Source organism: Streptomyces sp. NPDC001903 (genome assembly GCF_042891345.1).
Lineage (GTDB): Bacteria > Actinomycetota > Actinomycetes > Streptomycetales > Streptomycetaceae > Streptomyces.
In genome coordinates this window covers 241887-264548 of the sequence record NZ_JBIASZ010000010.1, presented here as the reverse complement: position 1 = coordinate 264548, position 22662 = coordinate 241887, and the positions used below count along the sequence as shown (strand labels likewise).

Here is a 22662-nt window from a genome sequence, read left to right as displayed (position 1 = left end):
GGCTCCTCGCCGCTCGGCGGCGGGCCGTACCACCCGCGGACGCGAAACGGCGGGGCTCGTTCCCCCCGAGCCCCGCCGTTTCGTGTCCGCGGCACAGGTACCCGGTCCGCACCGGCCGCCCCGTGTCGGCGGTCCGGACCGGGTCCCCGTCCGTATCCCCAGTCTGGCGTTCCCGCAGGTGGGGGCCATCCGCGTGCGTACTCATTTCCGTGCCTAGGTACGCGTACTCACACGCGGCGGGTGGCGCCCCCAGTTCTACGCCGTCCCGCCGCCCCGCGGCACCGCCGATCGGGGGTCACCCGAGCCCGCCCGGGACCATCCGGACCGCCCCTCAGCGGTTCCCGCTGACCCGGCCCCGCAGCAGCAGCGACAGCGCCGAGTGCACGTCGTCCAGCGACCGCTCGCTCTGGAACGACTGCCAGTCCAGCGCGGCCACCAGCACCATGCCCACCATCGCGGCGGCGGTCAGCGGCACGTCGATCTCGGCGCTCAGCTCCCCCCGCTCCACACCCTCCCGCAGCACCGTCTCCACGACGGCCACCGCCTCCCGCCGGACCACCATCAGCGTGGACTGCCACGCCCGGTTGGTCCGCCACAGCTCGGCGACGTACAGCTGGGTGAAGGCCGGGTACCGGTCGATGAACACGAGTCCGGCCCGGATCATCGCGTCGAGCGCCTCCACCCGGCTGCCGCCGCGCCGCTCGGTCTCCTCGGCCGCGTCGCGCAGGGAGGCCGTCAGCAGCCCGACCCCGTGCCGCAGCAGTTCCTCGAAGAGTTCGTTCTTGCTCGCGAAGTTGTAGTAGACGGTGCCCTTCGCGACCCCCGCCCGCTCGGCGATCTCGTCGACCGTGGTCGCGGAGAAGCCCTGCTCGGCGATGAGGGTGACGGCCGCCTCGTAGAGCTTCTGGCGGGTCGCCTGCCGGCGGCCGCCGCCGGTACCGGTGCTGCTGCGTTCCATGGCGCTGATTCTCACAGGTCAACCGATCTCTCCGGGCCCGGTCCCTACAGGCTCAGTTCCGGGTGCAGGCGGTCCATCGTCCACACCTGCTTGCCGCGGGCGGCGAGCGCGGTGAGGACGAGCGATCCCGCGGTGAAGGCCGCCAGGACCCCGCATCCGACCCAGACCCGGGTGAGGTCCCCGCCGGAGATGAGGCGGCGCAGCCCGTCGACGATGTAGGTCATCGGCAGGTACGGGTGGATCCAGTTGAAGAAGGCGGGGCTGGTCTGAACGGGGTACGTACCGCCCGCCGAGGTCAGCTGGAGCATCAGCACGACGAGGACGAGGATCCGGCCGGCGGCCCCGAACTTCGCGTTGAGCCACTGGACCATCGCCGCGAAGCAGGCGGAGGCCAGCGCGAGGAAGCCGATGGCGAGCGCGGGGCGCTCCATCTCCAGGCCGAGGCCCCAGTGGAGCACGGACATCAGGGCGAGCACCTGCACGGCGCCGATGCCGACCACGGGCAGCCAGCCGGCGAAGGCGATCCGCCAGGGCGAGGCGCCCGCGGCCAGGGCCCGCCGGTTCAGCGGGGCGATGAGCATGTAGGCGACCATCGCGCCGACCCAGAGGGAGAGCGGGATGAAGTACGGCGCGAAGCCGGTGCCGTAGTTGGGCGCCTTGTGCAGCGACTGGTTGGCGAGCTTGACCGGGTCGGCCATCACCTGGGTGCGCGTGTCGCGCTGCTGCTGGTCGTAGTCCGGGATCTTGCCGACGCCGTCGTGCAGGCCGCCGGCGAGTTCTCCGGTGCCGTCGACGAGCTTGTACATGCCGCCGTCGAGGCGGTGGGCCCCGTCGCCGAGCTTGCCGACGCCGTCGCCGAGGGCCTCGGAGCCGTCGGTGGCCTTGCCGAGGCCGGTGTGCAGCCGGCCCATGCCGGTGGCGACCTTGTGGGCGCCGGCGTTGAGGGCGTTGACCTGGGCGACGGCGGCATCGAGCTTGGAGGACAGGCCGGGGGCCGCCGCGGCGAGGTCGCGGGCCTGCTTCTCCAGGTCGGCCAGCTGGCGCTTGAGCTTGCCGAGGTCGCCGCCCGTGTCCTTGACCAGGGTGTTGACGTCGCCGGCGAGCAGCGCGGCCTCGGCGGCGTCGTCCTTGAGCTTCTTCAGCTGGGGGCAGGTCGCGGGCACCGGCTGGGTGCCGGCCGTGCAGGTCTTGGCGTAGATGTCGGAGGCGCCGGCGGAGACCCGCTGGGTGACCGAGGCCGCCGCCGGGGCCTTCTTGGCGAAGGTGTCCAGGTGGTTGTTGACGACCTTGGCGGTGTCGGCGACGAGGATGGCCGTGTCGGCGATCTGCTTGGGGTCCTTGAGGATCGGCTTGGCCTGGGAGGCGGCGCCGCCGACCTTGTCGGCGAGGGTCTGGGTGCCGTCGGCGATGTCCTTCGTGCCGGACTCCAGCTTGCCGGCGGCCGAGTTGAGCTTCTTCAGCCCGCCGGTGATCTCCCCGTTCTTCTCCTCGACCGTGTCGAGGCCGTCGGCGATCTCCTTGGCCCCCTGCTGGGCCTTGCCGGCTCCGTCCTTGAGCTGGTCGGCCCCGTCGGCGGCCTCGGCGGTCTTGTCGTGGAGGTCGGAGAAGGAGACGAAGATCTTGTCGAGGAAGCCGCGGGAGGCGTTGGTGGAGGCCGCGGAGCGGACCTCGGAGAAGACGGTGCGCGAGATCGAGCCGACGATGTAGTTGTTGGCGTCGTTCGTACGGACCTGCAGGGCGCCGGTGGTCGGATCGTCACCCGCGCTCGAGGTGACCTTGGTGCTGAAGTCGGCGGGCATGGTGAGGGAGAGGTAGTACGTCCCCTTCTCGACCCCCTCGGCCGCCTCGTCGGCGCTGACCTCTCGCCAGTCGAAGGTCTTGCTGTCGTGGAGCTTCCTGGCGATCTCGCCGCCGGCGTCGACGTGCCGACCGTCGACGGTGGCGCCCTTGTCGGCGTTGACGAGGGCGACGGGCACCTTGTCCAGGTTCTTGTACGGGTCCCAGAAGGAGCACAGGTACAGCGCGCCGTACAGCAGTGGCAGCAGGAGCAGCGCGATGAGGGCGGCGACGGGCAGCTTCCCCCGTCCGAACCGCTTCAGCTCAAGCGCGGCCAGCTTCGGCGAGCGCATCGTCCGCCCCCTTCGTGGTGTCGTCGTCGGTCTGTTCGGCCTGCTCGGCCTGTTCGGTGTTCTCGTCCGTGCCGGCGGCGGGCTCGGCCCCGGCCTCGGCGGCGCCCGTGCGCAGGACCGTCACGTCCCGCGGCGCCTCGCTGCACACCGCGAGGACCGTGGTCCCGGCGGCGGCGATCGAGCGGAGCAGGGTCCAGGCCTCGGCGCGTTCGGCGTCCGAGAGCTTGAGGTCCAGGTCGTCGAGGGCCAGCAGTCGCGGCTCGCCCAGCAGGGCGATGGCCACGGACAGCCGGACCGCCTCCAGGCGCTCCAGGTCGCGTACCGAGGTGCGCGGGCCCTTGGGGAGGGTGGCGAGGTCCAGCCCGGCCGCGGCCAGGGCGGCGTCGATCCGGGACCGGGTGCCCGCGCGGCGCTCGCCGCGCGGGCGCAGCAGGGCGCGGACGGGGCCCTCGTAGCGGCGCTGGAGCAGCGCGCCCTCGCGCAGCTGCTCGGCGACGGTGAGGGACTGGTCGAGCTCGTTGACCCCGGTGACCGGGCCGAGGGCGGCGACCCGGCGGACCGCGGTCATGTGCCGCGGCAGCCGGTGGTCGGCGATCTCGGCGTGGCCCTCGGTGGCCTTCATGCGTCCGGTGAGGGCGAGGAGGAGGCAGGTCCGGCCGCTGCCGGAGGGGCCTTCGACGGCGATGAGCGAGCCGGGCTCCGCGTCGAGGCGCACTCCCCGGAACACCCAGCCGCGCGGGCCCTTGAGTCCGAAGTCCTCGGCCTTGACGGCCGCTCCGTGCGGGCTGTCCACGCCGCGCCCCCCTTCTTTTGAACTGACCGGTCAGTTCAAAAACTAGCACCTTCGGCGGCACCGGATGTGCGGCGGGGGGCAGTTGACCGGAAAGCGAGGACAAAGCCGCAGGTCAGCCGGATTGTCAGTGGCGACCGTCACGATGGGGGCAGGCACAAACACAGACACGGCAGTACGCAACGACAGGAGGTTCGTCATGGCCACACCGTCCCCGTCCCCTGTCCACCCCGTCCCGCGCAGGTCGGCCGCACCGCCGGCCGCGCTCGATCTGCTCGCCAAGGCCCGCTCCGGCCTGGCCGAGGCCGTCCGGCTGGACCGGCCGGGCGAGCGGTACGCCACCGCCCACCTCGCCGCGCTGCGCACCGCCGCGGCCGTGCTCGCCGCGCGCGGGAAGCCGGAGCCGGTCGGCGCGCGGCGCAGGCCCCGGATCCGCAGCGCGTGGGAGGTACTGCCGGAGATAGCACCGGAGCTGACGGAGTGGAGCGCGCTGTTCGCCTCCGGCGCCGACCGCCGGGCGCGGGCCGAGGCGGGGATACCGGACGCGGCGTCGGTCCGGGACGCGGACGATCTGGTGCGTGCCGTGGAGATGTTCCTGCGGCTGGTGGAGCGGATGCTGGCCCTCCAGCCGCCCGCGCCGACGCTGCCCCAGCCCCGCCCCGAGCACCCGGAGCATCCGGACGCGGGCTGAGCAGGGCGGGGTGACCGGCACGGCATCGTGCAGGCAATAGGGTGGGGCACGCATCTCTCACCCCCTTGTCGCGCCGAGGAGCCATCAGCCGTGTCGGACACTTCCCGCCCCCGCGCCTCCCTTCGCACCGCCGTGGTGTGGGAGGTCCTCAAGGAGGCCCTCGACCGCCGGGTGAAGGCGACCGGGCGGGATGTGCTGGACGTGCTGGACACCGGTGGCGGCACCGGCAAGTTCGCCGTGCCGGTGGCCCGGCTGGGCCACCGGGTGACCGTGGTCGACCCCAGCCCGAACGCGCTGTTCGGGCTGGAGCGCCGGGTCGCCGAGGAGGGCGTGGCCGACCTGGTCCGCGGGGTGCAGGGCGATGCCCAGGGCCTGCTGGAGGTCGTCGAGCGCGACGCGTACGACGTGGTGCTCTGCCACGGCGTGCTCGAGTACGTGGACGACCCGGCCGAGGGCGTGGCCAACGCGGTCGCCGCCCTGCGCCCCGGCGGCACGCTCAGCCTGCTGGCCGCGGGCCTCGGCGGGGCCGTGCTGGCCCGCGCCCTCGCCGGCCACTTCACCGAGGCCCGTACGGCGCTCACCGACCCGGCCGGCCGCTGGGGCGCGGGCGACCCGGTCCCCCGCCGCTTCACCGCCGAGCAGCTCGCCGAGCTGGTCGGCGGGGCCGGCCTGGAGGTCGGCGCGGTGCACGGGGTCCGCGTCTTCGCCGACCTCGTCCCCGGTGTCCTGGTCGACACCGAGCCGGGTGCGGTCGAGGCGCTGCTGCGCCTGGAGGAGGCGGCCGCCGAGCTGCCCGCCTTCCACGCGGTCGCCACCCAGTTGCACGTCCTCGGCGGCAAGCGCGCCTGATCTGCGGAGTTCCGCTCAGGGAGTACGCCGGACACCCTCCGTTCAGCCGGTGGGCCCCGTATGATCGTGCCCAGTGACCGGCATGGTGGACGGGCCAGTGGGGAATAAGCGCCTCATGACCGCCCACCCGGCGGTACGGTTTCGCGCAAGGTTTGGCTCGGGCGGCGCCTTTTCGGGCGGTGCCTTCTTCGGGCAGTGTTTTGGAACCTTGCGCAGAGGGCGGGTATCACGGGGGCGATTCCCCGCCTATCCTGAAGGGGACCCCTGGTCGCTACCCCCCGCGACCGACGGATGAGGAGGACTCCCGTGCCGCTCTCGGAGCACGAGCAGCGAATGCTCGAGCAGATGGAGCGAGCGCTGTACGCCGAAGATCCCAAGTTCGCGACAGCGCTTGAGGGAAGCGGACTGCGTACGTACACCCGGCGACGGGTCTACCAGGCAGTCGCAGGCATTGTGGTGGGTATCGCGCTCCTCATGACCGGTGTGATCATTCCGAACGTACTCTGGGTCAGCGTGGTGGGATTCCTCGTCATGCTCGGCTGTACGGTCCTCGTGGTCACCGGTTGGCGCAAGGCACCCAAGCCTGGCGAGCAGCCCGTCTCCGGCAGTGCAGGCGGTTCGGCCCACGGCCGGGGCCGCCAGCGTCGGTCGATGATGACCCGCATCGAGGAGCGGTGGCAGCGCCGCCGCGACGAACAGGGGCAGTAGGCCCCCCGCAGACACCGGTGAGGGGACGGCCGCCGTACGGCGGCCGTCCCCTCACGTCTCTGCCGTGCTGCTGCGCCCCGTCTCCCCGATCGCCCCTGCCGCGGCCCGGTCCTGCGGCATGATGGCCCGGTGAGTGTGCTCCCCCTGGTCTTCACCAGTGGCTGGGCCAGCGGGATCAACGCCTACGCCGTGGTCCTCCTGCTCGGCCTCTTCGGCGCGACCGGACTGACCGACGAGGTCCCCGCGTCCCTCCAGCGCACCGACGTGCTGATCGTCGCCGCCGTGCTGTTCCTCTGCGAGGCCGTCGCCGACAAGATCCCGTACGTGGACTCCGTCTGGGACGCGGTGCACACCGTGATCCGCCCGGTGGCCGGGGCGGTGGTCGGCGCCCTGCTGGCCGGCCAGAGCGGATCGCTCTCCGACCTCGCCGCCGGCGCGGTCGGCGGTTCCACCGCCCTGGCCAGCCATTTCGTCAAGGCCGGCACCCGGATGGCCGTCAACACCTCACCGGAGCCGTTCAGCAACATCGCGCTGAGCACCGGCGAGGACCTGGGCGTGGCGGCCATCGTCACCTTCGCGATGTTCAACCCCCAGGCCGCCGCCGTCATCGCGGCCGTCCTGCTCGCGGCCGGTCTGGCCATACTCGTCTTCCTGTGGAGCCGGATCCGCCGCTTCCTGCGCCGCCGGGCCCAGCGGCGCGAGGAGAAGCGGCTCGCCGCCGAGGAGCGCGAGGCGGCCGCGCGGGCCGCCGTACCACCCGGCTGACCTCGGCCGACCTCCCGCCGACCGTGCCCGGCCTCCTCCGGCCTCCCCCGATCCCGCTCGATAGGGTCATCCGCATGGCACGAATTGCGGTGATCGGCGCCGGCATGGGCGCGATGGCGACGGCGGCCCGGCTGGCCGTGGCGGGGCACCGGGTGACGGTGTACGAACGCGGGGCCGCTTACGGCGGCTCCGTCGGCCGGTACGAGCGGGACGGCTTCGCCTTCGACACCGGTCCGGGCCTCCTGCACCTGCCCGCCGTCTACCGCGACCTGTTCGTCAAGACCGGCAAGCGGCCGCTGGAGGACTGCGTCGAGCTGGTCCAGGTCGACCCGGCCGTCCGCCACGTCCTCGCCGACGGCACCTGCGTCACCCTCCCCGGCGGCTCGCGCGGCGGCGCCGCCGCCGTCCTCGACCAGGCCTTCGGCGCCGGCGCCGGAGAGCGCTGGAACGGGGTCCTGGGCCGGGCCCGGGACGCCTGGGACGCCACCCGCCGCCCCCTGCTGGAGGAGCCGCTGCGCCCCGACTGGCAGGTACTGGGCAGGGATCCGTACCCCGCGGTGCGCAGGAGCGGCCTGCTGCGCCGCCGCCCCCCGACCCTCGCCGAGGTGGCCGACCGCGAACTGGGCGGGGAGCTCGGCGAACTGCTCGCCGCCCGGGTGCGGGCGTACGGGGTCGACCCCGCCACCGCCCCCGCCTCGGCGGCCGTGCTCCCGTACATGGAGCAGACCTTCGGCAGCTGGTACGCGCGCGGCGGGATGCGGGCGCTGGCCACGGCCGTGTACGAGCGCTGCCTCGAACGGAAGGTGGCCTTCGTCTTCGACACGCCGGTACGGGAGGTCCTGGAGCGGGGCGGCCGCGCAGCCGGGCTGCTGCTGGCCGACGGCTCCGAGGTCGCCGCCGACCACGTGGTCTGCGGGGTGGACCCGCGGCAGCTGCGGGCCCCGCTGCCCGAAGGCGGGGCCCCCGCCCGCGGGCCGGGGGTGGCCGGCCGGACCACGCTGCTGCTCGCGCTGCGCGGCGCTCGCCCCGCGGACGCCGTCCACCGCACCCTGGTCCACTCCCCCACCGCCCAGCTGACCGTGCTGCGCCCCGACGATCCCGCCGTGCGGCCCGACGCGGACCACGAGGCGATCACCGTGAGCGCCCTCTGCGGCCCTGGAGGCGCCCCTGCGCCCCGCGCGGAGGAGCTGCTGGACCTGGCGGCCCGGGCCGTGCCGGGACTGCGCGAGAGGCTGCTGTGGACGCGCGAGCGCACGCCGGCGGACATCGAGGCGGACACCGGCGCACTGGGCGGCGCGGTGCCCCCGCCCGCGCTCGCCGGAGCGGGGGGCTCGATGCTCTACCCCGCCAACACCACCGCCCTGCCCGGGCTGTTCCTCGCGGGCGGCTGGGCGCACCCCGGCGGCGGGCTGGCGCACGCCGGGATGACCGGTGCCCTGGTGGCCGGTCTGATCGTGGAGGGCGCGGGCTTCCGCGGCTCCCAGTGACGCAGGAGCCCCCGGGGAACGTCCCCCGGGGGCTCGCCCGCGCTCCGGTACCCCTCGCGGGTCAGTACCGGTACTGCTCGTACTCGCCGGTGCCCTGGTACGGGTACTGCTGCGGTTGCTGCTGCTGCGGGTACGGGTTCTGCTCGTCCCCGGGGTAGCCCGCGGCGGCCCCCTCGGTGGACCGCTGCTGCGGCACCCACACCCCGCCGGGCGGGGTGTCCGTCGAGTACTGCTGCTGCCCGCCCGCGTACGGGTCGGCGCCGGAGTAGTCGGCGTACGGCGCGTAGTCGTACGGCTGTTGCGGGATCACGGCCCCGCCGGTGCCGATGTACGGGTCCGAGTAGGCGGCGTAGACCTGCTGTTCGCCGCCCGTCGGATAGCCCGCGGAGTAGTCGTAGCCGCCCTGGCCCTGCGCGCCGTAGCCCTGCCCGTCGTAGCCCTGCCCGTCGTAGTGGGGCGCGTACTGGTGGGCGTCCTGCTCGGCCGTGGCGAACGGCGAGGCGAAGGCCGCCGTCCGGCCCGCGTCGGCGGTGGGGGCGAAGCTCTGTATCCCGTACGAGCCCGTGTCCTCGGGCAGCGGTTCCGGGCTGTAGAAGTCCTCGGTCGCGGCCTGGAACTGCGGCTCCGGCCGCGCCTGGTCGGGCTCGTCGGCCCGGTCCGCGCCCTCGGGGTCCGGCTCCGTCCCGCCCGGCCCGTACTCCAGCCCGGTCACCTTCAGCGCGGGGCCGGGGCGCGCCCCGCCCGCCTTGCGGCGCCGGTTCTGCTGCCGTACGGGCTCGCCGCCGCGGCGCAGCGCCCAGCCCGCCTCGAAGCCCTTGCGGAAGGAGAGCGTCACCAAGGTCTGGCCCAGGGCGAACGCGGCCGCGCCGAGGCCGATGACCGGCACCGACGGCAGGACGACCCCCGCGACCACACCGAGGAACCCGGCGAACGCGAGCAACCGCCAGCGCAGCCGGGCCTTGTACTGCATCAGGACCTCGGCAAGCAGCCACAGCGCGACGAAACCGAACGCGATGTAGAGGACCGTCATTCCCATGCGTGGCACCTCTCGGTACGGCCAACCGCCCAGGAAACGGGGGCCGGCCGATCAGGCCCGCTGGTGCAGGCCCAGGTTCTCGTAGATCTCGAGAGTCGCCGTGGAATTGTTCAGCGTGATGAAGTGCAGCCCCGGGACACCCTCGGACAGCAGCCGCGCGCAGAACTCCGTGGCGAACTCGATCCCCATGGAGCGTACAGCGGCCGCATCGTCCTTGACGGCGAGCATGCGCTCTTTCACGTCCGCGGGGAAGACTGCGTTGCTCAGTTGCGGCAGCCGGTCGAGCTGCTTGATGCCCACAACAGGCATGACCTCGGGGATGATCGGGGTCTCGCAGCCCGCCTTCTGGGCACTGTCGCGCAGCCGCAGATAATTCTCCGGATCGAAGAACATCTGGGTGATCGCATAGTCCGCGCCCGCGCGGCACTTGTCCACGAAGTGACGGATGTCCGTGTCCCAGTCCTCCGAGCGCGGGTGCATGTCGGGGAAGGCCGCGACACCCACGCAGAAGTCGCCGGACTCCTTGAGCAGCCGGACCAGGTCGGCGGCGTAGTGGACGCCCTCGGGGTGCGCGACCCAGGGACCCATGGGGTCGCCGGGCGGGTCGCCGCGCAGGGCCAGCATGTTGCGAATGCCCGCGTCGGCGAACTGGCCGATCACGTGGCGCAGCTCGGCGATGGAGTGGTCGACCGCGGTGAGGTGCGCGACGGGGGTCAGGGTGGTGTCGGCGGCGATCTCCTGGGTGGCCTTGACGGTGCCGCCGCGGGTGGAGCCGCCGGCCCCGTAGGTCACGGAGACGAAGCTCGGGCCCACCGCCTCGATCCGGCGCAGCGCGTTCCAGAGGTTGCGCTCGCCCTTCTCCGTCTTGGGGGCCCAGAACTCGAAGGAGTACGACGGGCTCCCGGACGCCAGCAGGTCGCGGACCGTGCGTGCACGGTCCGTACGGGTGGAAGCGGTACCAAGGGCCATACGGGCAGGTTAGACGCGCCTTCGCGGACGCCGAAGCCGTGTCCGCCTTTTGGACACGTTTTTGGACACCTGCACGGGCGGCCGGTGAAGCCTTAGGCGGAAACGCGCTCGCGGACCCGCTTGGCCAGGTCGGCGGCGGCCGCGCCCGGGTCGGAGGCCTCGGTCAGCGCACGGACGACCACGATGCGGGTGGCTCCGGCGTCGAGGACCTCGTCGAGGTTGCCGGCGTCGATGCCGCCGATGGCGAACCAGGGGCGGGCGGGGGCCAGCGAGGCGGCGTACCGGACGAGCCCGAGGCCGGGGGCGTACCGGCCGGGCTTGGTGGGGGTGGGCCAGCAGGGTCCGGTACAGAAGTAGTCCACGCCCGGCTCGGCGACGGCGGCGTCGACCTCGGACTCGGCGTGGCAGGACCGGCCGATGAGGACTCCCCCGCCGAGGATCCCGCGGGCGGCGGGCACCGGGATGTCGTCCTGGCCCAGGTGCAGGACGTCGGAGCCGATGGCGTGGGCGACGTCGGCGCGGTCGTTCACAGCGAGGAGCCGGCCGTGCCGGCGGGCGGCCTCGGCGAACACCCGGAGGTGTTCGAGCTCCTCACCGGCCTCCATGCCCTTGTCCCGGAGCTGGACGATGTCCACGCCGCCGGCCAGGACCGCGTCGAGGAACTCGGGGAGGTCCCCCTGCCGCTTGCGGGCGTCCGTGCACAGGTAGAGCCGGGCGTCGGACAGCTGGGCGCTCGCGGACACGATCGCGGACATGGGTACCCCCGGGGTGGATGCGGTGCACGGGCCGTCCAGGGCCCGCGCACCGCGGATGGATCAGGCGGCTCGGATCACCCGGGCCGCCGGGTTGCTCCGGCCGCCCGGGTCTCTCCGGTCTCTCGGGTCTCTCGGGTCAGAGGGCGAGCGCCTGAGCGCGGCGCTTCACCTCCGTGCCGCGATTCTCGCTCAGCGCCTGCGCGGGGGTGCCGGGCAGGGTCGGGTCCGGGGTGAACATCCACTCCAGGATCTCCTCGTCGGAGAAGCCGTCGTCGCGGAGCACGGTCAGCAGGCCGGGCAGGCCCTTGACGATCTTGTCACCGTCGATGAAGGGGGCGGGCACCTGGAGCGAACGGTTCTCGCCCCGGCGTACGGCGATCAGCTGACCTTCCTTGACCAGCTGGCGGACCCGGGTCACTTCGATGTCGAGCATCTCGGCGATGTCGGGGACGTACAGCCAGGCGGGGACAAGGGCATCGATCTTTGCGTCAATCTCGGTCACGGGCACAAGCCTGCCACCTCGCACCGACACCCGGTACCCGGGCCGACCCGTCCGGGTCCCCGCCGCCGCCGGAGACCCCCTAGACCAGCGCCGATTTCAGCGGGACCGCGGAATCGGCGACCTTGGCCGGATCCACCGGGGCGCCCGTCTCGATCAGCTTCCGCCCCTGCGCCAGATCCCGCGGCCGGCCCACCGCCAGGACCGCGGCCAGCGCCCCGCCCCGGAGCCAGCACACCGACCAGCCCGCCTCGGCGGGGTCCCCGCGCCACACCAGCTCGTCGGCGCCCGCGTGGTGCCCCGCGTACTGCACGAAGCGCCCGAACTGCTCCGACCAGAAGTACGGCACCGGGTCGTAGACCTGCATCGCGCTCCCGGCCACGATGTTCGCCGCGACCACCCGCGGCCCCTGCAGGGCGTTGTCCCAGTGGTGCACCAGCAGCCGCGCCCCGTAGCGGGCCGACGGGAAGGAGGCGCAGTCGCCGACCGCGTACACCCCGGGCACGGTGGTCCGCAGGTACTCGTCCGCCGTGACCGCGCCCTCCGGCCCGAGCTCGACGCCCGAGTCCGCGAGCCACCGGGTCGCCGGCCGGGCCCCGATGCCCACGACCACGGCGCCCGCCGGCAGCTCCCGCCCGTCCGCGAGCAGGACCCGCCCGGACTCCACCGAGGAGACCTTGGCGCCGGTCAGCAGGGCGGCCCCGGCCTCCTCGTACCAGTGGGCCATGGGAGCCGCGACCTCCGCGGGCAGCGCCCCCGCCAGCACCCGGTCCGCCGCCTCGACCACGGTCACCGCGCAGCCCGCCTCGCGCGCCGCGGTGGCGAACTCGGCGCCGATCCAGCCCGCCCCGACCACCACGGTCGCCGGCGTGCGGGCCAGCACCGGCCGCAGCCGGGCCGCGTCGTCCAGGGTGCGCAGCAGGTGTACCCCGGGGACGCCCTCGGACCCGGGCAGGGTCAGCGGTTCGGCGCCGGTCGCCAGGACGAGGACGTCGTACGGGACCGGACCCGCCTCCGTGTCCAGCTCGCGCTCGGCGGCCCGCAGCCCGGTGACCTCCACCCCGAGCCGCAGCACGATGCCGAGCCCCTCGAAGTCCACGTCGAACGCGGAGTCCTCGGCCTTGCCGAGCAGCACCGCCTTCGACAGCGGAGGCCGGTCGTACGGCTGGTGGGGTTCGGCGCCCAGCAGGGTGATCGGGCGGCGCCACCCCTGCTCCCGCAGCGCGACCGCGGTCTGCACTCCGGCCATTCCGGCGCCGACGATGACGACGCCGCTCTGAGTCTGTTCCGTCTGCTCGCTCACGCCGCCCAGCCTAGCGATCTGACGGCTCGTCAGGAACAACGGCCCGGCACGGCGGCCGGGGAGGCAGCCTTACCCGCCCCCGGCGCCGGGGTTAGGCTGGCGCCCGTACCTATCGCGGGAGTCCGGGCGGACCGGGCTGAGAGGGAGGCTGAGCGGCCTCCGACCGTACGAACCTGATCCGGGTCATGCCGGCGAAGGGAGGGGCTGGACGCCCATGCACTCATCTCGGAAGGGATCCGAAGCGGGATCCCCCGGATCCACAGGGTCCGCAGGGTCCGCAGGGTCCACAGGGTCCGACGTCCTCGTCATCGGGGGCGGGATCATCGGCCTGGTCACCGCCTGGCGGGCGGCCCGGCACGGGCTGCGGACCGTGCTCGCCGATCCCGCGCCCGGCGGCGGCGCCGCACAGGTCGCCGCCGGCATGCTCGCCGCCGTCACCGAGCTGCACTACGGCGAGGAGACCCTGCTGGGGATCAACCTCGCCTCCGCCGCCCGCTACCCGGAGTTCGCCGCCGAGCTGGCGGAGGCCAGCGGCGGGATGGACATCGGATACCGCGCCTGCGGCACGCTCGCCGTCGCCCTCGACGCCGACGACCGGCTGCACCTGCGCGAGCTGCACGCCCTCCAGCGCCGCTGCGGCCTGGAGTCCGAGTGGCTCACCGGCCGCGAGTGCCGGCGCCTGGAGCCGATGCTGGCCCCGGGCGTACGGGGCGGGCTGCGCGTGGACGGCGACCACCAGGTCGATCCGCGCCGGCTGGCCGCCGCGCTGCTGGCCGCCTGCGAGGGCGCCGGCGTGGAGATCCGCCGGGCGGCCGCGGAGCGGCTGCTGACCGCCGCCGACCGGGCCGTCGGCGTACGGCTCGACGACGGCACGGAGCTGCGCGCCGACCAGGTGGTGCTGGCCGCGGGCTCGCTCAGCGGGCGGCTGGCCGGCGTGCCGCCCCAGGTCCTGCCCCCCGTACGGCCGGTGAAGGGGCAGGTGCTGCGGCTCGCGGTGCCGCGGGCGTACGCGCCGTTCCTGTCGCGGACCGTACGGGCGGTGGTGCGCGGCAGCCACGTGTACCTGGTGCCGCGCGAGAACGGCGAGCTCGTCATCGGGGCCACCAGCGAGGAACTCGGCTGGGACACCACGGTCACCGCGGGCGGGGTGTACGAGCTCCTGCGCGACGCCCACGAGCTGGTGCCCGGCATCACGGAACTGCCGCTGACCGAGACCCGGGCCGGGCTGCGGCCCGGCTCCCCGGACAACGCCCCGCTGCTCGGCCCGACCGACCTGCCCGGCCTGCACCTGGCCACCGGGCACTACCGCAACGGGGTGCTGCTGACCCCGCTCACCGGCGACGTGATGGCGGAGCTGCTGACCACCGGCACGATGCCGGAGATCGCCCGCCCCTTCACCCCGCGCCGGTTCTCCACCGCACGTCAGGAGTCGTACGCATGACCATCTCCGTCAACGGCGAGCCGCGCGAGATCGCGGCCGGCACCACCCTCGACGCGGTGGTCGCCACGCTCACCGCGGCGCCCTCCGGCGTCGCGGCGGCACTGAACGAGACCGTGGTCCCGCGCGGACAGTGGCCGCTCACGCCGGTCGGCGAGGGCGACCGGGTCGAGGTCCTCACCGCGGTACAGGGGGGCTGAACGCGATGGCGGACGACGCTTTCGTGCTGGGCGGCCGGACCTTCTCGTCCCGTCTGATCATGGGGACGGGCGGGGCGCCGAGCCTGGACGTCCTGGAACGGGCGCTGGTCGCCTCCGGCACCGAGCTCACGACGGTGGCGATGCGGCGGCTGGACCCGACGGTCCAGGGCTCCGTGCTGTCGGTGCTGACGCGCCTGGGCATCTCCGTGCTCCCCAACACCGCCGGGTGCTTCACGGCGGGCGAGGCGGTGCTGACGGCGCGCCTCGCGCGGGAGGCGCTGGGCACGGACTGGATCAAGCTGGAGGTGGTGGCGGACGAGCGGACGCTGCTGCCGGACGGGGTGGAGCTCCTCGACGCGGCGGAGACCCTGGTCGACGAGGGCTTCACCGTCCTCCCCTACACGAACGACGACCCGGTCCTCGCCCACAAGCTGGAGGACGTGGGCTGCGCGGCGATCATGCCGCTGGGGTCGCCGATCGGATCGGGGATGGGGATCCGCAACCCCCACAACTTCGAGCTGATCGCGGAGCGGGCCGGTGTTCCGGTGATCCTGGACGCGGGGGCGGGCACGGCCTCGGACGTGGCACTGGCGATGGAGCTGGGGTGCGCAGCGGTGATGCTGGCCTCGGCGGTCACCCGGGCCCAGTTCCCGGTCCTGATGGCCGCGGCCATGCGCGACGCGATCTCGGCGGGCCGGCTGGCCCACCGCGCGGGCCGCATCCCCCAGCGCCGCTTCGCGGAGGCCTCCTCCCCGACCGAGGGCCGGGCCGCCCTGGACCCGGAACGCCCGGCGTTCTGACGGGGGGCGGGTGGGTACGGGTCCCACGGCGCGCGCCCGCCATCTCCCCCTCGGCCCCCCGGGGCGGGTCGGCGGCTGCCCACCCGCCCCTTCGTCCGCGGGCCGGTGGTCCGGGTCAGCCGTACCCTCCTGGGCCGGATCGGAGAGGGTTCGGGGGCTTCCCGTCAGTCCCATCGTCCTTCCGTGCCGCGCCGGCCCGTCAAGGGCGCTCCTCCGTCGCGTCGCCACGCGATGGCCTTCGGCCACCCTTGACCGACCGCCCCGCCCCGGAAAGACAAGGACCGCCGGGAAACCCCCGAAAGGACGGTCAGAGGGCAGGAGCAACGGGAGCGGCCACCTCAGCGAAGCGCCGACCCGCCTACGGGCCGGCCGACCACGCACCTGCGCCGCTGCGCCCGCAATACAGGCCAACGGCGACGGCACCCGCATGAAACAGCGACCAGACCGCCCTGCGGACCACCGAAGCGCAACAGATCGCTACGCGCTCCTCATCTCTCAGCGTCCGCAGGCCGTCTGCGTGCGAGTCGACTCGGCGGTCATCGTCGGTCCAGGCAGCCCTCCGGGGCTTCGACGTACTCGGCGGGCACGATGTTGCGGACTGCCGTTGTGAATTCGAGGCCGGTCGCGTCCCGGATGTAGGCGAGCCGCACCCATCGCTCCACCCCGCTGTCCGAGACGTTCTCGTTGATCACAGCCATCAGCTCGCCCTCGGCACTGGAGGCAATGTCGCGCACGCGACGACGAAGGAGCCGGTGCGGGATGTACTCGTAGCACTCACTCATTTTCGTCCTGCTCCATGGAATCGACGAAGTGCTCCCAGCCGGCGCGCGCTCGGGTGAGAAGCGCCGGGCTGGGCGCGGAAGCACCCTTCGGCTCCGACCAGGAGCCACAAGGGCGATTGCCGGACGGAGGCCCTCCGTCGGCTGCGCCTGTCTCTGCCGCATTCACGACGGCCTCCATGTCGCTACGCTGAGTGGTCTGTTTGTTACCGCGCACACGAGCGTAGGTAGGTCACCCTGCCGGTCGAAGTGACCGTTGGTACGGGTACTTGGCGAAGAATTCGAGATCAGGGAGGTGCTGTGGTCGGCAAGGGGCGCGCCACCCTGACCGCTGGTCCGGGAAGCCGACGGCCCAACCGCCTCGGAACGGTTTCTGGGTACGTCTTCCGGGTCATCCGGGAGCAGCTAGGACACACGCAGGACAGCCTCGCGGAGGCCTTTCACCTCTCGACGGATGCCATCGCGGGGTGGGAATCCGGCAGTCTTACTCACTGCCTTGGAAAAGGCGATGGAGGCAGACGTCCTGCTGCTGAGCGCCCTCGAAGGGGATGAGCCGACCAACGGCAGCCCTCTCGGCTTGTGGGTCATGCAACGCGACCTTGTGGAAATCCTGGCCTGGCCACTCAACGGCGAAGCCCCGGAGTCCATGCGTGCGCTGCCGCCTTCGAGTCGCTCCCGTCGCGGCCCGGTGCCAAACGGGCCTGAGCTGGCTGCGGTAGAACGCACCCGGTTCTTCCAGTACCTGCGCACGACGGCCGAAGAGGCCCGAGACGCTGATCAGTTCCTGCTGCGCCGACAAGCCCTGTACCTCGTGGGCTACGACCAGGCAGCGGATACCGTCGACTGGCTGCTGCAGCAGCAGAAGGCAGAGCGGCCCGACGACTGGCTCACCCGTTGGCTCAGTGCCCGTTCCGTGGCCACCGTTGCGGCTCGTCAAGGTGACCGAGAGCGCATGGGACATTTCATCTCCACCACGCTCGAAGGCGATGAATTGGGCGAAACCGCCAACCTCAACTACTGGGCGTACTGGATCGGAGAGGCAGCGCACCTCCAGCTGTCCGACGACTTCATCGTGGAAACCGATGCCACCACCTGGCAAGGGCACAAGCTCTTCCAGTACTTGGTGAACCCACCCGAGACCTGCGGGCCCGGATGCCCGTGCTGTTGGATGGGACCGGGCCCTCGACAGAAGCGCGTCGCGAGCTCGAAGGCATTCGGTACGCGATCCGCCTCGCTGAGGCGTGAGAAGGAGACAGACGTGGCTGACGACCTGTCCGCGGTGGCGCACTTCCTCTACGAGGCCGGAACGCTCAAGAACGCACGCCGCACAGGCTGGTGGATGGCCGGCGTCAACAACCCCGAGAGCGTGGCCGAGCACTCCTGGCGCACATCTCTGATCGCTTCCGTCATCGCCAAGCTGGAGGGAGCCGACCCGGCCCGCGCAGCCTTCCTCGCGGTGTGGCACGACACCCAGGAAACCCGCAGTGGCGACGTGAACCACCTGGGCAAGAAGTACTCCTCCTCTGCCGACCCCGCCGCGATCACGGCCGACCAGACGGCCGGCATGCCCGACCTCCTCGCCTCGACCATCCAGGACCTCGTCGCGGAGTACGAGGCCAAGGAGACGCCCGAATCGATCTGTGCCCGTGACGCCGACAAGCTGGAATGCATGCTCCAAGGCATCGAATACAAGGCGCAGGGCTACGCGAACGCGCAACGGTGGATCGACAACAGCCGCGGCCGACTGACCACCGAAACCGCCCAGCGCCTCGCCGACGAACTCCTTGCCCAAGGCACCCTGAACTGGCTCCGCGCAGCCATGGGCGAGCAGCCCTGATTGCCCTGACGGTCTGATCGGCCCCAGGCGGCTGTCAGTCGCCGAGAAAAGCGGAGCGCGTAGCTACCTGTTGCGCGTGGGTGCTCCGCAGGAGGCTGGTCAGCATGTGGTGCGGGTAGCCGGGCCCCGGCCCCTCGTCTCATCGCTGAGAGACCCGTCCCTTTCCTGTGGACCGTGCCGTTCCTTTGGGGGTTTCCCGGCAGTCCTTGTCTTTCCGGGGCGGGGCGGTCGGTCAAGGGTGGCCGAAGGCCATCGCGTGGCGACGCGACGGAGGAGCGCCCTTGACGGGCCGGCGCGGCACGGAAGGACGATGGGACTGACGGGAAGCCCCCGAACCCTCTCCGATCCGGCCCAGGAGGGTACGGCTGACCCGGACCACCGGCCCGCGGACGAGGGGGCGGGTGGGCAGCCGCCGACCCGCCCCGGGGGGCCGAGGGGGAGATGGCGGGCCCGGGCCGTGGGACCCGTACGTCCCCTCCATGTCACGGCTGCGCTGCAAGCCTGGACACCCGGGACGGCCCCGACGCACCGGCTCGTAGAATCGCCGGGTGGATACGACCCTGGATGACCCCCTCGTCGGGCAGACACTCGACGGCCGCTACCGCGTCGACGCCCGCATCGCGGCCGGCGGCATGGCGACGGTCTACCGGGCCGTCGACACCCGCCTCGACCGCGTGCTCGCCCTCAAGGTGATGCACCCGGCGCTCGCCGCCGACGCCGGCTTCGTCGACCGCTTCATCCGCGAGGCCAAGTCCGTCGCCCGCCTCGCGCACCCCAACGTGGTCGCCGTCTTCGACCAGGGCACCGACGGGCCGTACACGTACCTCGCCATGGAGTACGTGTCCGGCTGCACCCTGCGCGACGTGCTCCGCGAGCGCGGTGCGCTCCGGCCCCGCGCGGCCCTCGACATCCTCGAGCCGGTCCTCGCCGCCCTCGGCGCCGCCCACCGCGCCGGGTTCGTGCACCGCGACATGAAGCCCGAGAACGTCCTGATCGGCGACGACGGCCGGGTCAAGGTCGCGGACTTCGGCCTGGTCCGGTCCGTGGACACCGTCACCAGCACCACCGGCGCCGTCCTCGGCACCGTCTCCTACCTCGCACCCGAGCAGATCGAGAACGGCGTCACCGACACCCGCGTGGACGTCTACGCCTGCGGTGTCGTCCTGTACGAGATGCTCACCGGCTCCAAGCCGCACACCGGCGGCACCCCCGCCCAGGTCCTCTACCAGCACCTCCACGAGGACGTGCCGCCCCCGTCGGCCGCCGTCCCGGGGCTGCCCGGCGTCCTCGACCAGCTCGTCACGTACGCCACCGCCCGCGATCCGGAGCTGCGGCCCACCGACGCGGCCGGACTGCTCGGGCTGGCCCTCGACGCCCGCGCGCTGCTCGGCGACGCCGAGCTGGACGCCGTGCCGCCGCAGGCGCGTGCCGAGGACCGCAGTGCCACCGAGGACCGCACGAGCGTGATCCCGCGCCCCCTCGCGGCGCAGCCGCCCGTGGACCGGACCTCCCGGCTGGAGCTCCCGGACCGCCCTGCGGCGACGCCGGCGCAGGCCCCGGCGCCGGTCCCTTCCCGCTCCCGCCCGCGCGGACCGCGCCGCGGCACGCTGCTCGCCATCGTCGGCGTGCTGCTCGCGCTCGGCATCGGCACCGGGGTCTGGTACATCAACTCGGGCCAGTTCACCAAGGTCCCCAACCTGCTCGGCAAGACGGAGGCGCAGGCCAAGTCCGACCTGTCCGCGGCCGGCCTCGGCGTGAAGCGGGTGGACCGCAAGTTCAGCGACACCTTCGACCGCGGGACGGTGATGGACTCCGACCCCGAGAGCGGCAAGCGCATCCGCGGCAACGGCGCGGTGGCGCTGACGATCTCGCGCGGCCCGGAGGTCGTCTTCGTACCGGACGTGAAGGGCAGGCCGCTGGAGGAGGCGAAGGCCGAGCTGGTCAAGAGCGGGCTGGCGCCCGGCATGGTCACGCAGGCGTTCAGCCAGGACGTCGCCCAGGGTTCGGTGATCTCCACCGACCCGCCGGGCGGACAGAAGCGCTCCCCCGACACGGCGGTCGCGCTCGTGGTCAGCAAGGGCCGGCCGGTACAGGTGGGGAACGTGGTCGGACGGCCCCTGGACCAGGCGCGGGCCGCCCTCCAGGACCTCGGCCTCAAGGTGGAGACCGCCCCCGACCAGGTCAATTCGCCGTTGCCGGCCGGTACGGTCGCCAACCAGTCGATCGGCGCCGGCGCCCAGGCCGCCTCCGGTGACACGGTGACGCTCACCGTGTCCAAGGGGCCCCGCCAGATCCCGGTGCCGCCGGTGGTCGGCCAGGAGGCGGACGTGGCCCGCAGGACGCTGGAAGCGGCCGGTTTCAAGGTGAAGGTGGAGCGTCCGCTCATCTCCTTCAGCAACACGGTGGACGCCCAGTCGGTGCCGGGCGGCCAGAGCGCGCCCGAGGGCAGCACGATCGTCCTGCGGACCAAGGGGCTGTAGAGGGATGGACCAGGCCATGCGCAATCCCGTGGGCGGCCACGTCCCGGTCGCCGGCGGGCTCGCCTCGGTGGGGCTGACCTACGCGCGGGAGATGGGCGCCGAGGCCGTACAGGTCTTCGTCGCCAATCCGCGCGGCTGGGCCACTCCGGTGGGGAATCCGGCGCAGGACGAGCTGTTCCGCGCACAGTGCGCGCGGGAGTCGATCCCCGCGTACGTCCACGCCCCGTACCTGATCAACTTCGGCTCGCACACCGAGGCGACCGTGGAGAAGTCGGTGGAGTCGCTGCGGCACTCGCTGCGCCGCGGCCGGGAGATCGGCGCCCTCGGGGTGGTCGTGCACACCGGCTCGGCGACCGGAGGCCGTCCGCGCGAGGCCGCGTACGCGCAGGTCAGGGAGCACATGCTGCCGCTGCTGGACGAGCTGGTACACGAGGACGACCCGTTCCTGCTGCTGGAGTCCACGGCCGGGCAGGGTTCCTCGCTGTGCTCGCGGACCTGGGACTTCGGCCCGTACTTCGAGGCGCTCGACCACCACCCCAAGCTCGGGATCTGCCTGGACACCTGCCACGTCTTCGCCGCCGGGCACGATCTGGCGGAGCCGGGCGGGACGAAGCAGACGCTGGACCTGCTGGTGGACACCGTGGGCGAGGGGCGGCTGAAGCTGATCCACGCCAACGACTCGAAGGAGGGCGTGGGCTCCCACAAGGACCGCCACGCCAACATCGGGCAGGGCCACATCGGCCGGGACGCCTTCGCCGAGCTGTTCGCGCACCCCGCGATGGAGGGGGTCCCGCTGATCACCGAAACCCCGGGCGGGAAGGAGGGCCACGCCGCGGACGTGGCCCTGCTGAAGGAACTGCGCGGACTTCACTGACCGCCGACGCGCGGAATACCCCTGGGGGGTATACGGTTCCCCTGTACGCAGGATCGTCGTCCGGCATCCCCAGGGGGTTCCGATGGAACACGCACACGCGCACCACGAGCAGCACGGCCACGACGAGCGGCACGAGCACCACGGACACCACCCCGCCGGCCGCACCGGGGCGAGCTGGGCCACGGCCGCCCGGGCCACGCTCCACTGCCTCACCGGATGCGCCGTCGGCGAGGTCCTCGGCATGGTCATCGGCACGGCACTGGGCTGGGGGAACGTTCCGACGATGATCCTGGCCATCGCCCTGGCGTTCTTCTTCGGCTACGCGCTCACCCTGCGCGGGATCCTCGCCGCTGGCGTGGACCTGCGTACGGCCGTCCGGGTGGCGTTGGCGGCGGACACTCTTTCGATCGCCGTCATGGAGCTGATCGACAACGGCGTGATCGCGCTCTGGCCGGGAGCGATGGACGCACACCTCTCGGAGGCACTGTTCTGGATCGCGTTGGCGATCTCGCTCGCGCTCGCCTTCGTGGTGACGACCCCGGTCAACAAGTGGCTGATCGGCCGCGGCAAGGGCCACGCGGTCGTCCACCGGTACCACTGACCGGCGGGAGGGCGGGCCCTGCGCCGCGAGCCCGGCCCGATCCACACGGCACGGCCTACAGCTCGGGGCCGTCCCCGGGCTCCTCCTGGTACGAGTAGCGCTGCTCGCGCCAGGGGTCGCCGATGTTGTGGTAGCCGCGCTCCTCCCAGAAGCCGCGGCGGTCGGCGGTCATGTACTCGATGCCGCGGACCCACTTCGGGCCCTTCCACGCGTACAGGTGCGGCACCACGAGGCGTACGGGGAAACCGTGTTCGGCCGTGAGCAGTTCGCCGCCCTCGTGGGTGGCGAAGACGGTCCGGTCGCCGGCGAAGTCGGCCAGCCGCAGATTGGAGCTGAAGCCGTACTCGGCCCACACCATCACGTGCGTGACCTGCGGCGACGGCGGCGCCAGGGCGAGTATCTCGCGGGCCATGACCCCGCCCCACTCGGCGCCCGGCATGCTGAACTTCGTCACGCAGTGCAGGTCCGCCACGACCGATTCGAACGGCAGGGCCGTGAACTCCTCGTGGTTCCAGCAGTGCTTCTCACCGTCGGCGGTGGCCCCGAAGACGCGGAACTCCCAGCGGTCCGGCTTGAACTTGGGGACCGGGCCGTAGTGGGTGACCGGCCAGCCGCGCTGCAGCCGCTGCCCCGGAGGAAGCTCCAGTTGCTCTGCTCCCGGAGATTCCCGGCTTTCCGGCTGACCCATGTCTCCATGGTGACAGACGCGGCAGG

The 22662-nt window shown here is 72.8% G+C and carries 22 protein-coding genes and 1 riboswitch; of the genes, 12 read left to right on the top strand and 10 right to left on the bottom strand.

The window, feature by feature from the left end:
* Nucleotides 1-331: 331 nt before the first annotated feature.
* Genes ACFYZS_RS23355 through ACFYZS_RS23345 form a run of 3 tightly spaced genes read right to left on the bottom strand, consistent with a single transcriptional unit; the run spans nucleotide 332 to nucleotide 3880 of the window.
* Nucleotides 332-958, bottom strand: coding sequence for a TetR/AcrR family transcriptional regulator (locus ACFYZS_RS23355; protein WP_030156018.1), 627 nt, complete (start codon nucleotides 956-958; stop codon nucleotides 332-334).
* A 44-nt stretch (nucleotides 959-1002) separates the two neighbouring features.
* A complete protein-coding gene (locus ACFYZS_RS23350) occupies nucleotides 1003-3087 on the bottom strand; it encodes a YhgE/Pip family protein (RefSeq protein WP_389015736.1) in 2085 nt (694 codons plus the stop codon).
* Nucleotides 3059-3880: an ATP-binding cassette domain-containing protein gene (locus tag ACFYZS_RS23345; RefSeq protein ID WP_389015733.1), complete on the bottom strand. Its 822-nt coding sequence runs from the start codon at nucleotides 3878-3880 to the stop codon at nucleotides 3059-3061. Before ACFYZS_RS23345 ends, ACFYZS_RS23350 begins: the two co-directional genes overlap by 29 nt.
* Before the next feature lie 196 nt (nucleotides 3881-4076).
* Between ACFYZS_RS23345 and ACFYZS_RS23340 the strand changes: the two genes are divergently transcribed.
* From ACFYZS_RS23340 to ACFYZS_RS23320, 5 genes are all read left to right on the top strand, one after another.
* The gene (locus tag ACFYZS_RS23340) at nucleotides 4077-4568 is read left to right on the top strand and encodes an SAV_6107 family HEPN domain-containing protein (RefSeq protein WP_389015731.1); all 492 of its coding nucleotides are present in this window, start codon (nucleotides 4077-4079) and stop codon (nucleotides 4566-4568) included.
* 90 nt (nucleotides 4569-4658) lie between these two features.
* A complete protein-coding gene (locus tag ACFYZS_RS23335) occupies nucleotides 4659-5417 on the top strand; it encodes a methyltransferase (RefSeq protein WP_389015728.1) in 759 nt (252 codons plus the stop codon).
* A 306-nt stretch (nucleotides 5418-5723) separates the two neighbouring features.
* On the top strand, nucleotides 5724-6125 hold the full coding sequence (locus ACFYZS_RS23330) for a DUF3040 domain-containing protein (RefSeq protein WP_389015725.1): 402 nt from the start codon (nucleotides 5724-5726) through the stop codon (nucleotides 6123-6125).
* 129 nt (nucleotides 6126-6254) lie between these two features.
* Nucleotides 6255-6890: a DUF4126 domain-containing protein gene (locus ACFYZS_RS23325; protein WP_389015723.1), complete on the top strand. Its 636-nt coding sequence runs from the start codon at nucleotides 6255-6257 to the stop codon at nucleotides 6888-6890.
* Nucleotides 6891-6964: 74 nt separating this feature from the next.
* Nucleotides 6965-8377, top strand: coding sequence for a phytoene desaturase family protein (locus ACFYZS_RS23320; protein ID WP_389015720.1), 1413 nt, complete (start codon nucleotides 6965-6967; stop codon nucleotides 8375-8377).
* 61 nt (nucleotides 8378-8438) lie between these two features.
* Here ACFYZS_RS23320 and ACFYZS_RS23315 read toward each other — a convergent pair whose 3' ends face one another.
* The 5 genes from ACFYZS_RS23315 to ACFYZS_RS23295 all read right to left on the bottom strand — a co-directional run bounded on the left by ACFYZS_RS23315 (nucleotide 8439) and on the right by ACFYZS_RS23295 (nucleotide 12939).
* On the bottom strand, nucleotides 8439-9413 hold the full coding sequence (locus ACFYZS_RS23315; protein ID WP_389015717.1) for a hypothetical protein: 975 nt from the start codon (nucleotides 9411-9413) through the stop codon (nucleotides 8439-8441).
* A 51-nt stretch (nucleotides 9414-9464) separates the two neighbouring features.
* The gene (gene metF, locus ACFYZS_RS23310; RefSeq protein WP_389015714.1) at nucleotides 9465-10382 is read right to left on the bottom strand and encodes a methylenetetrahydrofolate reductase [NAD(P)H]; all 918 of its coding nucleotides are present in this window, start codon (nucleotides 10380-10382) and stop codon (nucleotides 9465-9467) included.
* Nucleotides 10383-10474: 92 nt separating this feature from the next.
* Nucleotides 10475-11137: a thiamine phosphate synthase gene (gene thiE, locus ACFYZS_RS23305; RefSeq protein WP_389015712.1), complete on the bottom strand. Its 663-nt coding sequence runs from the start codon at nucleotides 11135-11137 to the stop codon at nucleotides 10475-10477.
* 136 nt (nucleotides 11138-11273) lie between these two features.
* Nucleotides 11274-11639: an Rv2175c family DNA-binding protein gene (locus ACFYZS_RS23300; RefSeq protein WP_030863625.1), complete on the bottom strand. Its 366-nt coding sequence runs from the start codon at nucleotides 11637-11639 to the stop codon at nucleotides 11274-11276.
* Between the two features lie 79 nt (nucleotides 11640-11718).
* Complete coding sequence (locus ACFYZS_RS23295; protein ID WP_389015709.1) at nucleotides 11719-12939, bottom strand: NAD(P)/FAD-dependent oxidoreductase; 1221 nt, start codon at nucleotides 12937-12939, stop codon at nucleotides 11719-11721.
* A gap of 104 nt (nucleotides 12940-13043) precedes the next feature.
* A riboswitch (TPP riboswitch) is annotated at nucleotides 13044-13156 on the top strand.
* On the opposite strand from ACFYZS_RS23295, the gene thiO reads away from it, so the two are divergent.
* From thiO to ACFYZS_RS23280, 3 genes are all read left to right on the top strand, one after another.
* On the top strand, nucleotides 13154-14380 hold the full coding sequence (thiO, locus tag ACFYZS_RS23290; RefSeq protein WP_389015707.1) for a glycine oxidase ThiO: 1227 nt from the start codon (nucleotides 13154-13156) through the stop codon (nucleotides 14378-14380). It overlaps the preceding riboswitch by 3 nt.
* Complete coding sequence (gene thiS / locus ACFYZS_RS23285) at nucleotides 14377-14577, top strand: sulfur carrier protein ThiS (RefSeq protein WP_030156043.1); 201 nt, start codon at nucleotides 14377-14379, stop codon at nucleotides 14575-14577. Before thiO ends, thiS begins: the two co-directional genes overlap by 4 nt.
* A 5-nt stretch (nucleotides 14578-14582) precedes the next feature.
* A complete protein-coding gene (locus tag ACFYZS_RS23280) occupies nucleotides 14583-15377 on the top strand; it encodes a thiazole synthase (protein WP_389015704.1) in 795 nt (264 codons plus the stop codon).
* Between the two features lie 536 nt (nucleotides 15378-15913).
* On the opposite strand, the gene ACFYZS_RS23275 is transcribed toward ACFYZS_RS23280, so the two are convergent.
* Entirely contained in the window at nucleotides 15914-16111 is a 198-nt protein-coding gene (locus ACFYZS_RS23275) for a hypothetical protein (protein ID WP_389015701.1), read from the bottom strand.
* A 1303-nt stretch (nucleotides 16112-17414) separates the two neighbouring features.
* On the opposite strand from ACFYZS_RS23275, the gene ACFYZS_RS23270 reads away from it, so the two are divergent.
* The 4 genes from ACFYZS_RS23270 (at nucleotide 17415) to ACFYZS_RS23255 (ending at nucleotide 21948) form a co-directional block, all read left to right on the top strand.
* Entirely contained in the window at nucleotides 17415-17993 is a 579-nt protein-coding gene (locus ACFYZS_RS23270; protein ID WP_376099558.1) for an HD family hydrolase, read from the top strand.
* 548 nt (nucleotides 17994-18541) lie between these two features.
* Complete coding sequence (pknB, locus tag ACFYZS_RS23265; RefSeq protein WP_389015699.1) at nucleotides 18542-20473, top strand: Stk1 family PASTA domain-containing Ser/Thr kinase; 1932 nt, start codon at nucleotides 18542-18544, stop codon at nucleotides 20471-20473.
* 16 nt (nucleotides 20474-20489) lie between these two features.
* Nucleotides 20490-21347 carry a deoxyribonuclease IV gene (locus tag ACFYZS_RS23260; RefSeq protein ID WP_389015696.1) on the top strand — a complete coding sequence of 286 codons (858 nt, stop codon included), beginning with the start codon at nucleotides 20490-20492 and terminating at the stop codon, nucleotides 21345-21347.
* Nucleotides 21348-21429: 82 nt separating this feature from the next.
* Nucleotides 21430-21948: a DUF4396 domain-containing protein gene (locus tag ACFYZS_RS23255; protein ID WP_389015693.1), complete on the top strand. Its 519-nt coding sequence runs from the start codon at nucleotides 21430-21432 to the stop codon at nucleotides 21946-21948.
* 55 nt (nucleotides 21949-22003) lie between these two features.
* On the opposite strand, the gene ACFYZS_RS23250 is transcribed toward ACFYZS_RS23255, so the two are convergent.
* On the bottom strand, nucleotides 22004-22636 hold the full coding sequence (locus ACFYZS_RS23250) for a sulfite oxidase-like oxidoreductase (protein WP_389015691.1): 633 nt from the start codon (nucleotides 22634-22636) through the stop codon (nucleotides 22004-22006).
* Nucleotides 22637-22662: the final 26 nt, after the last annotated feature.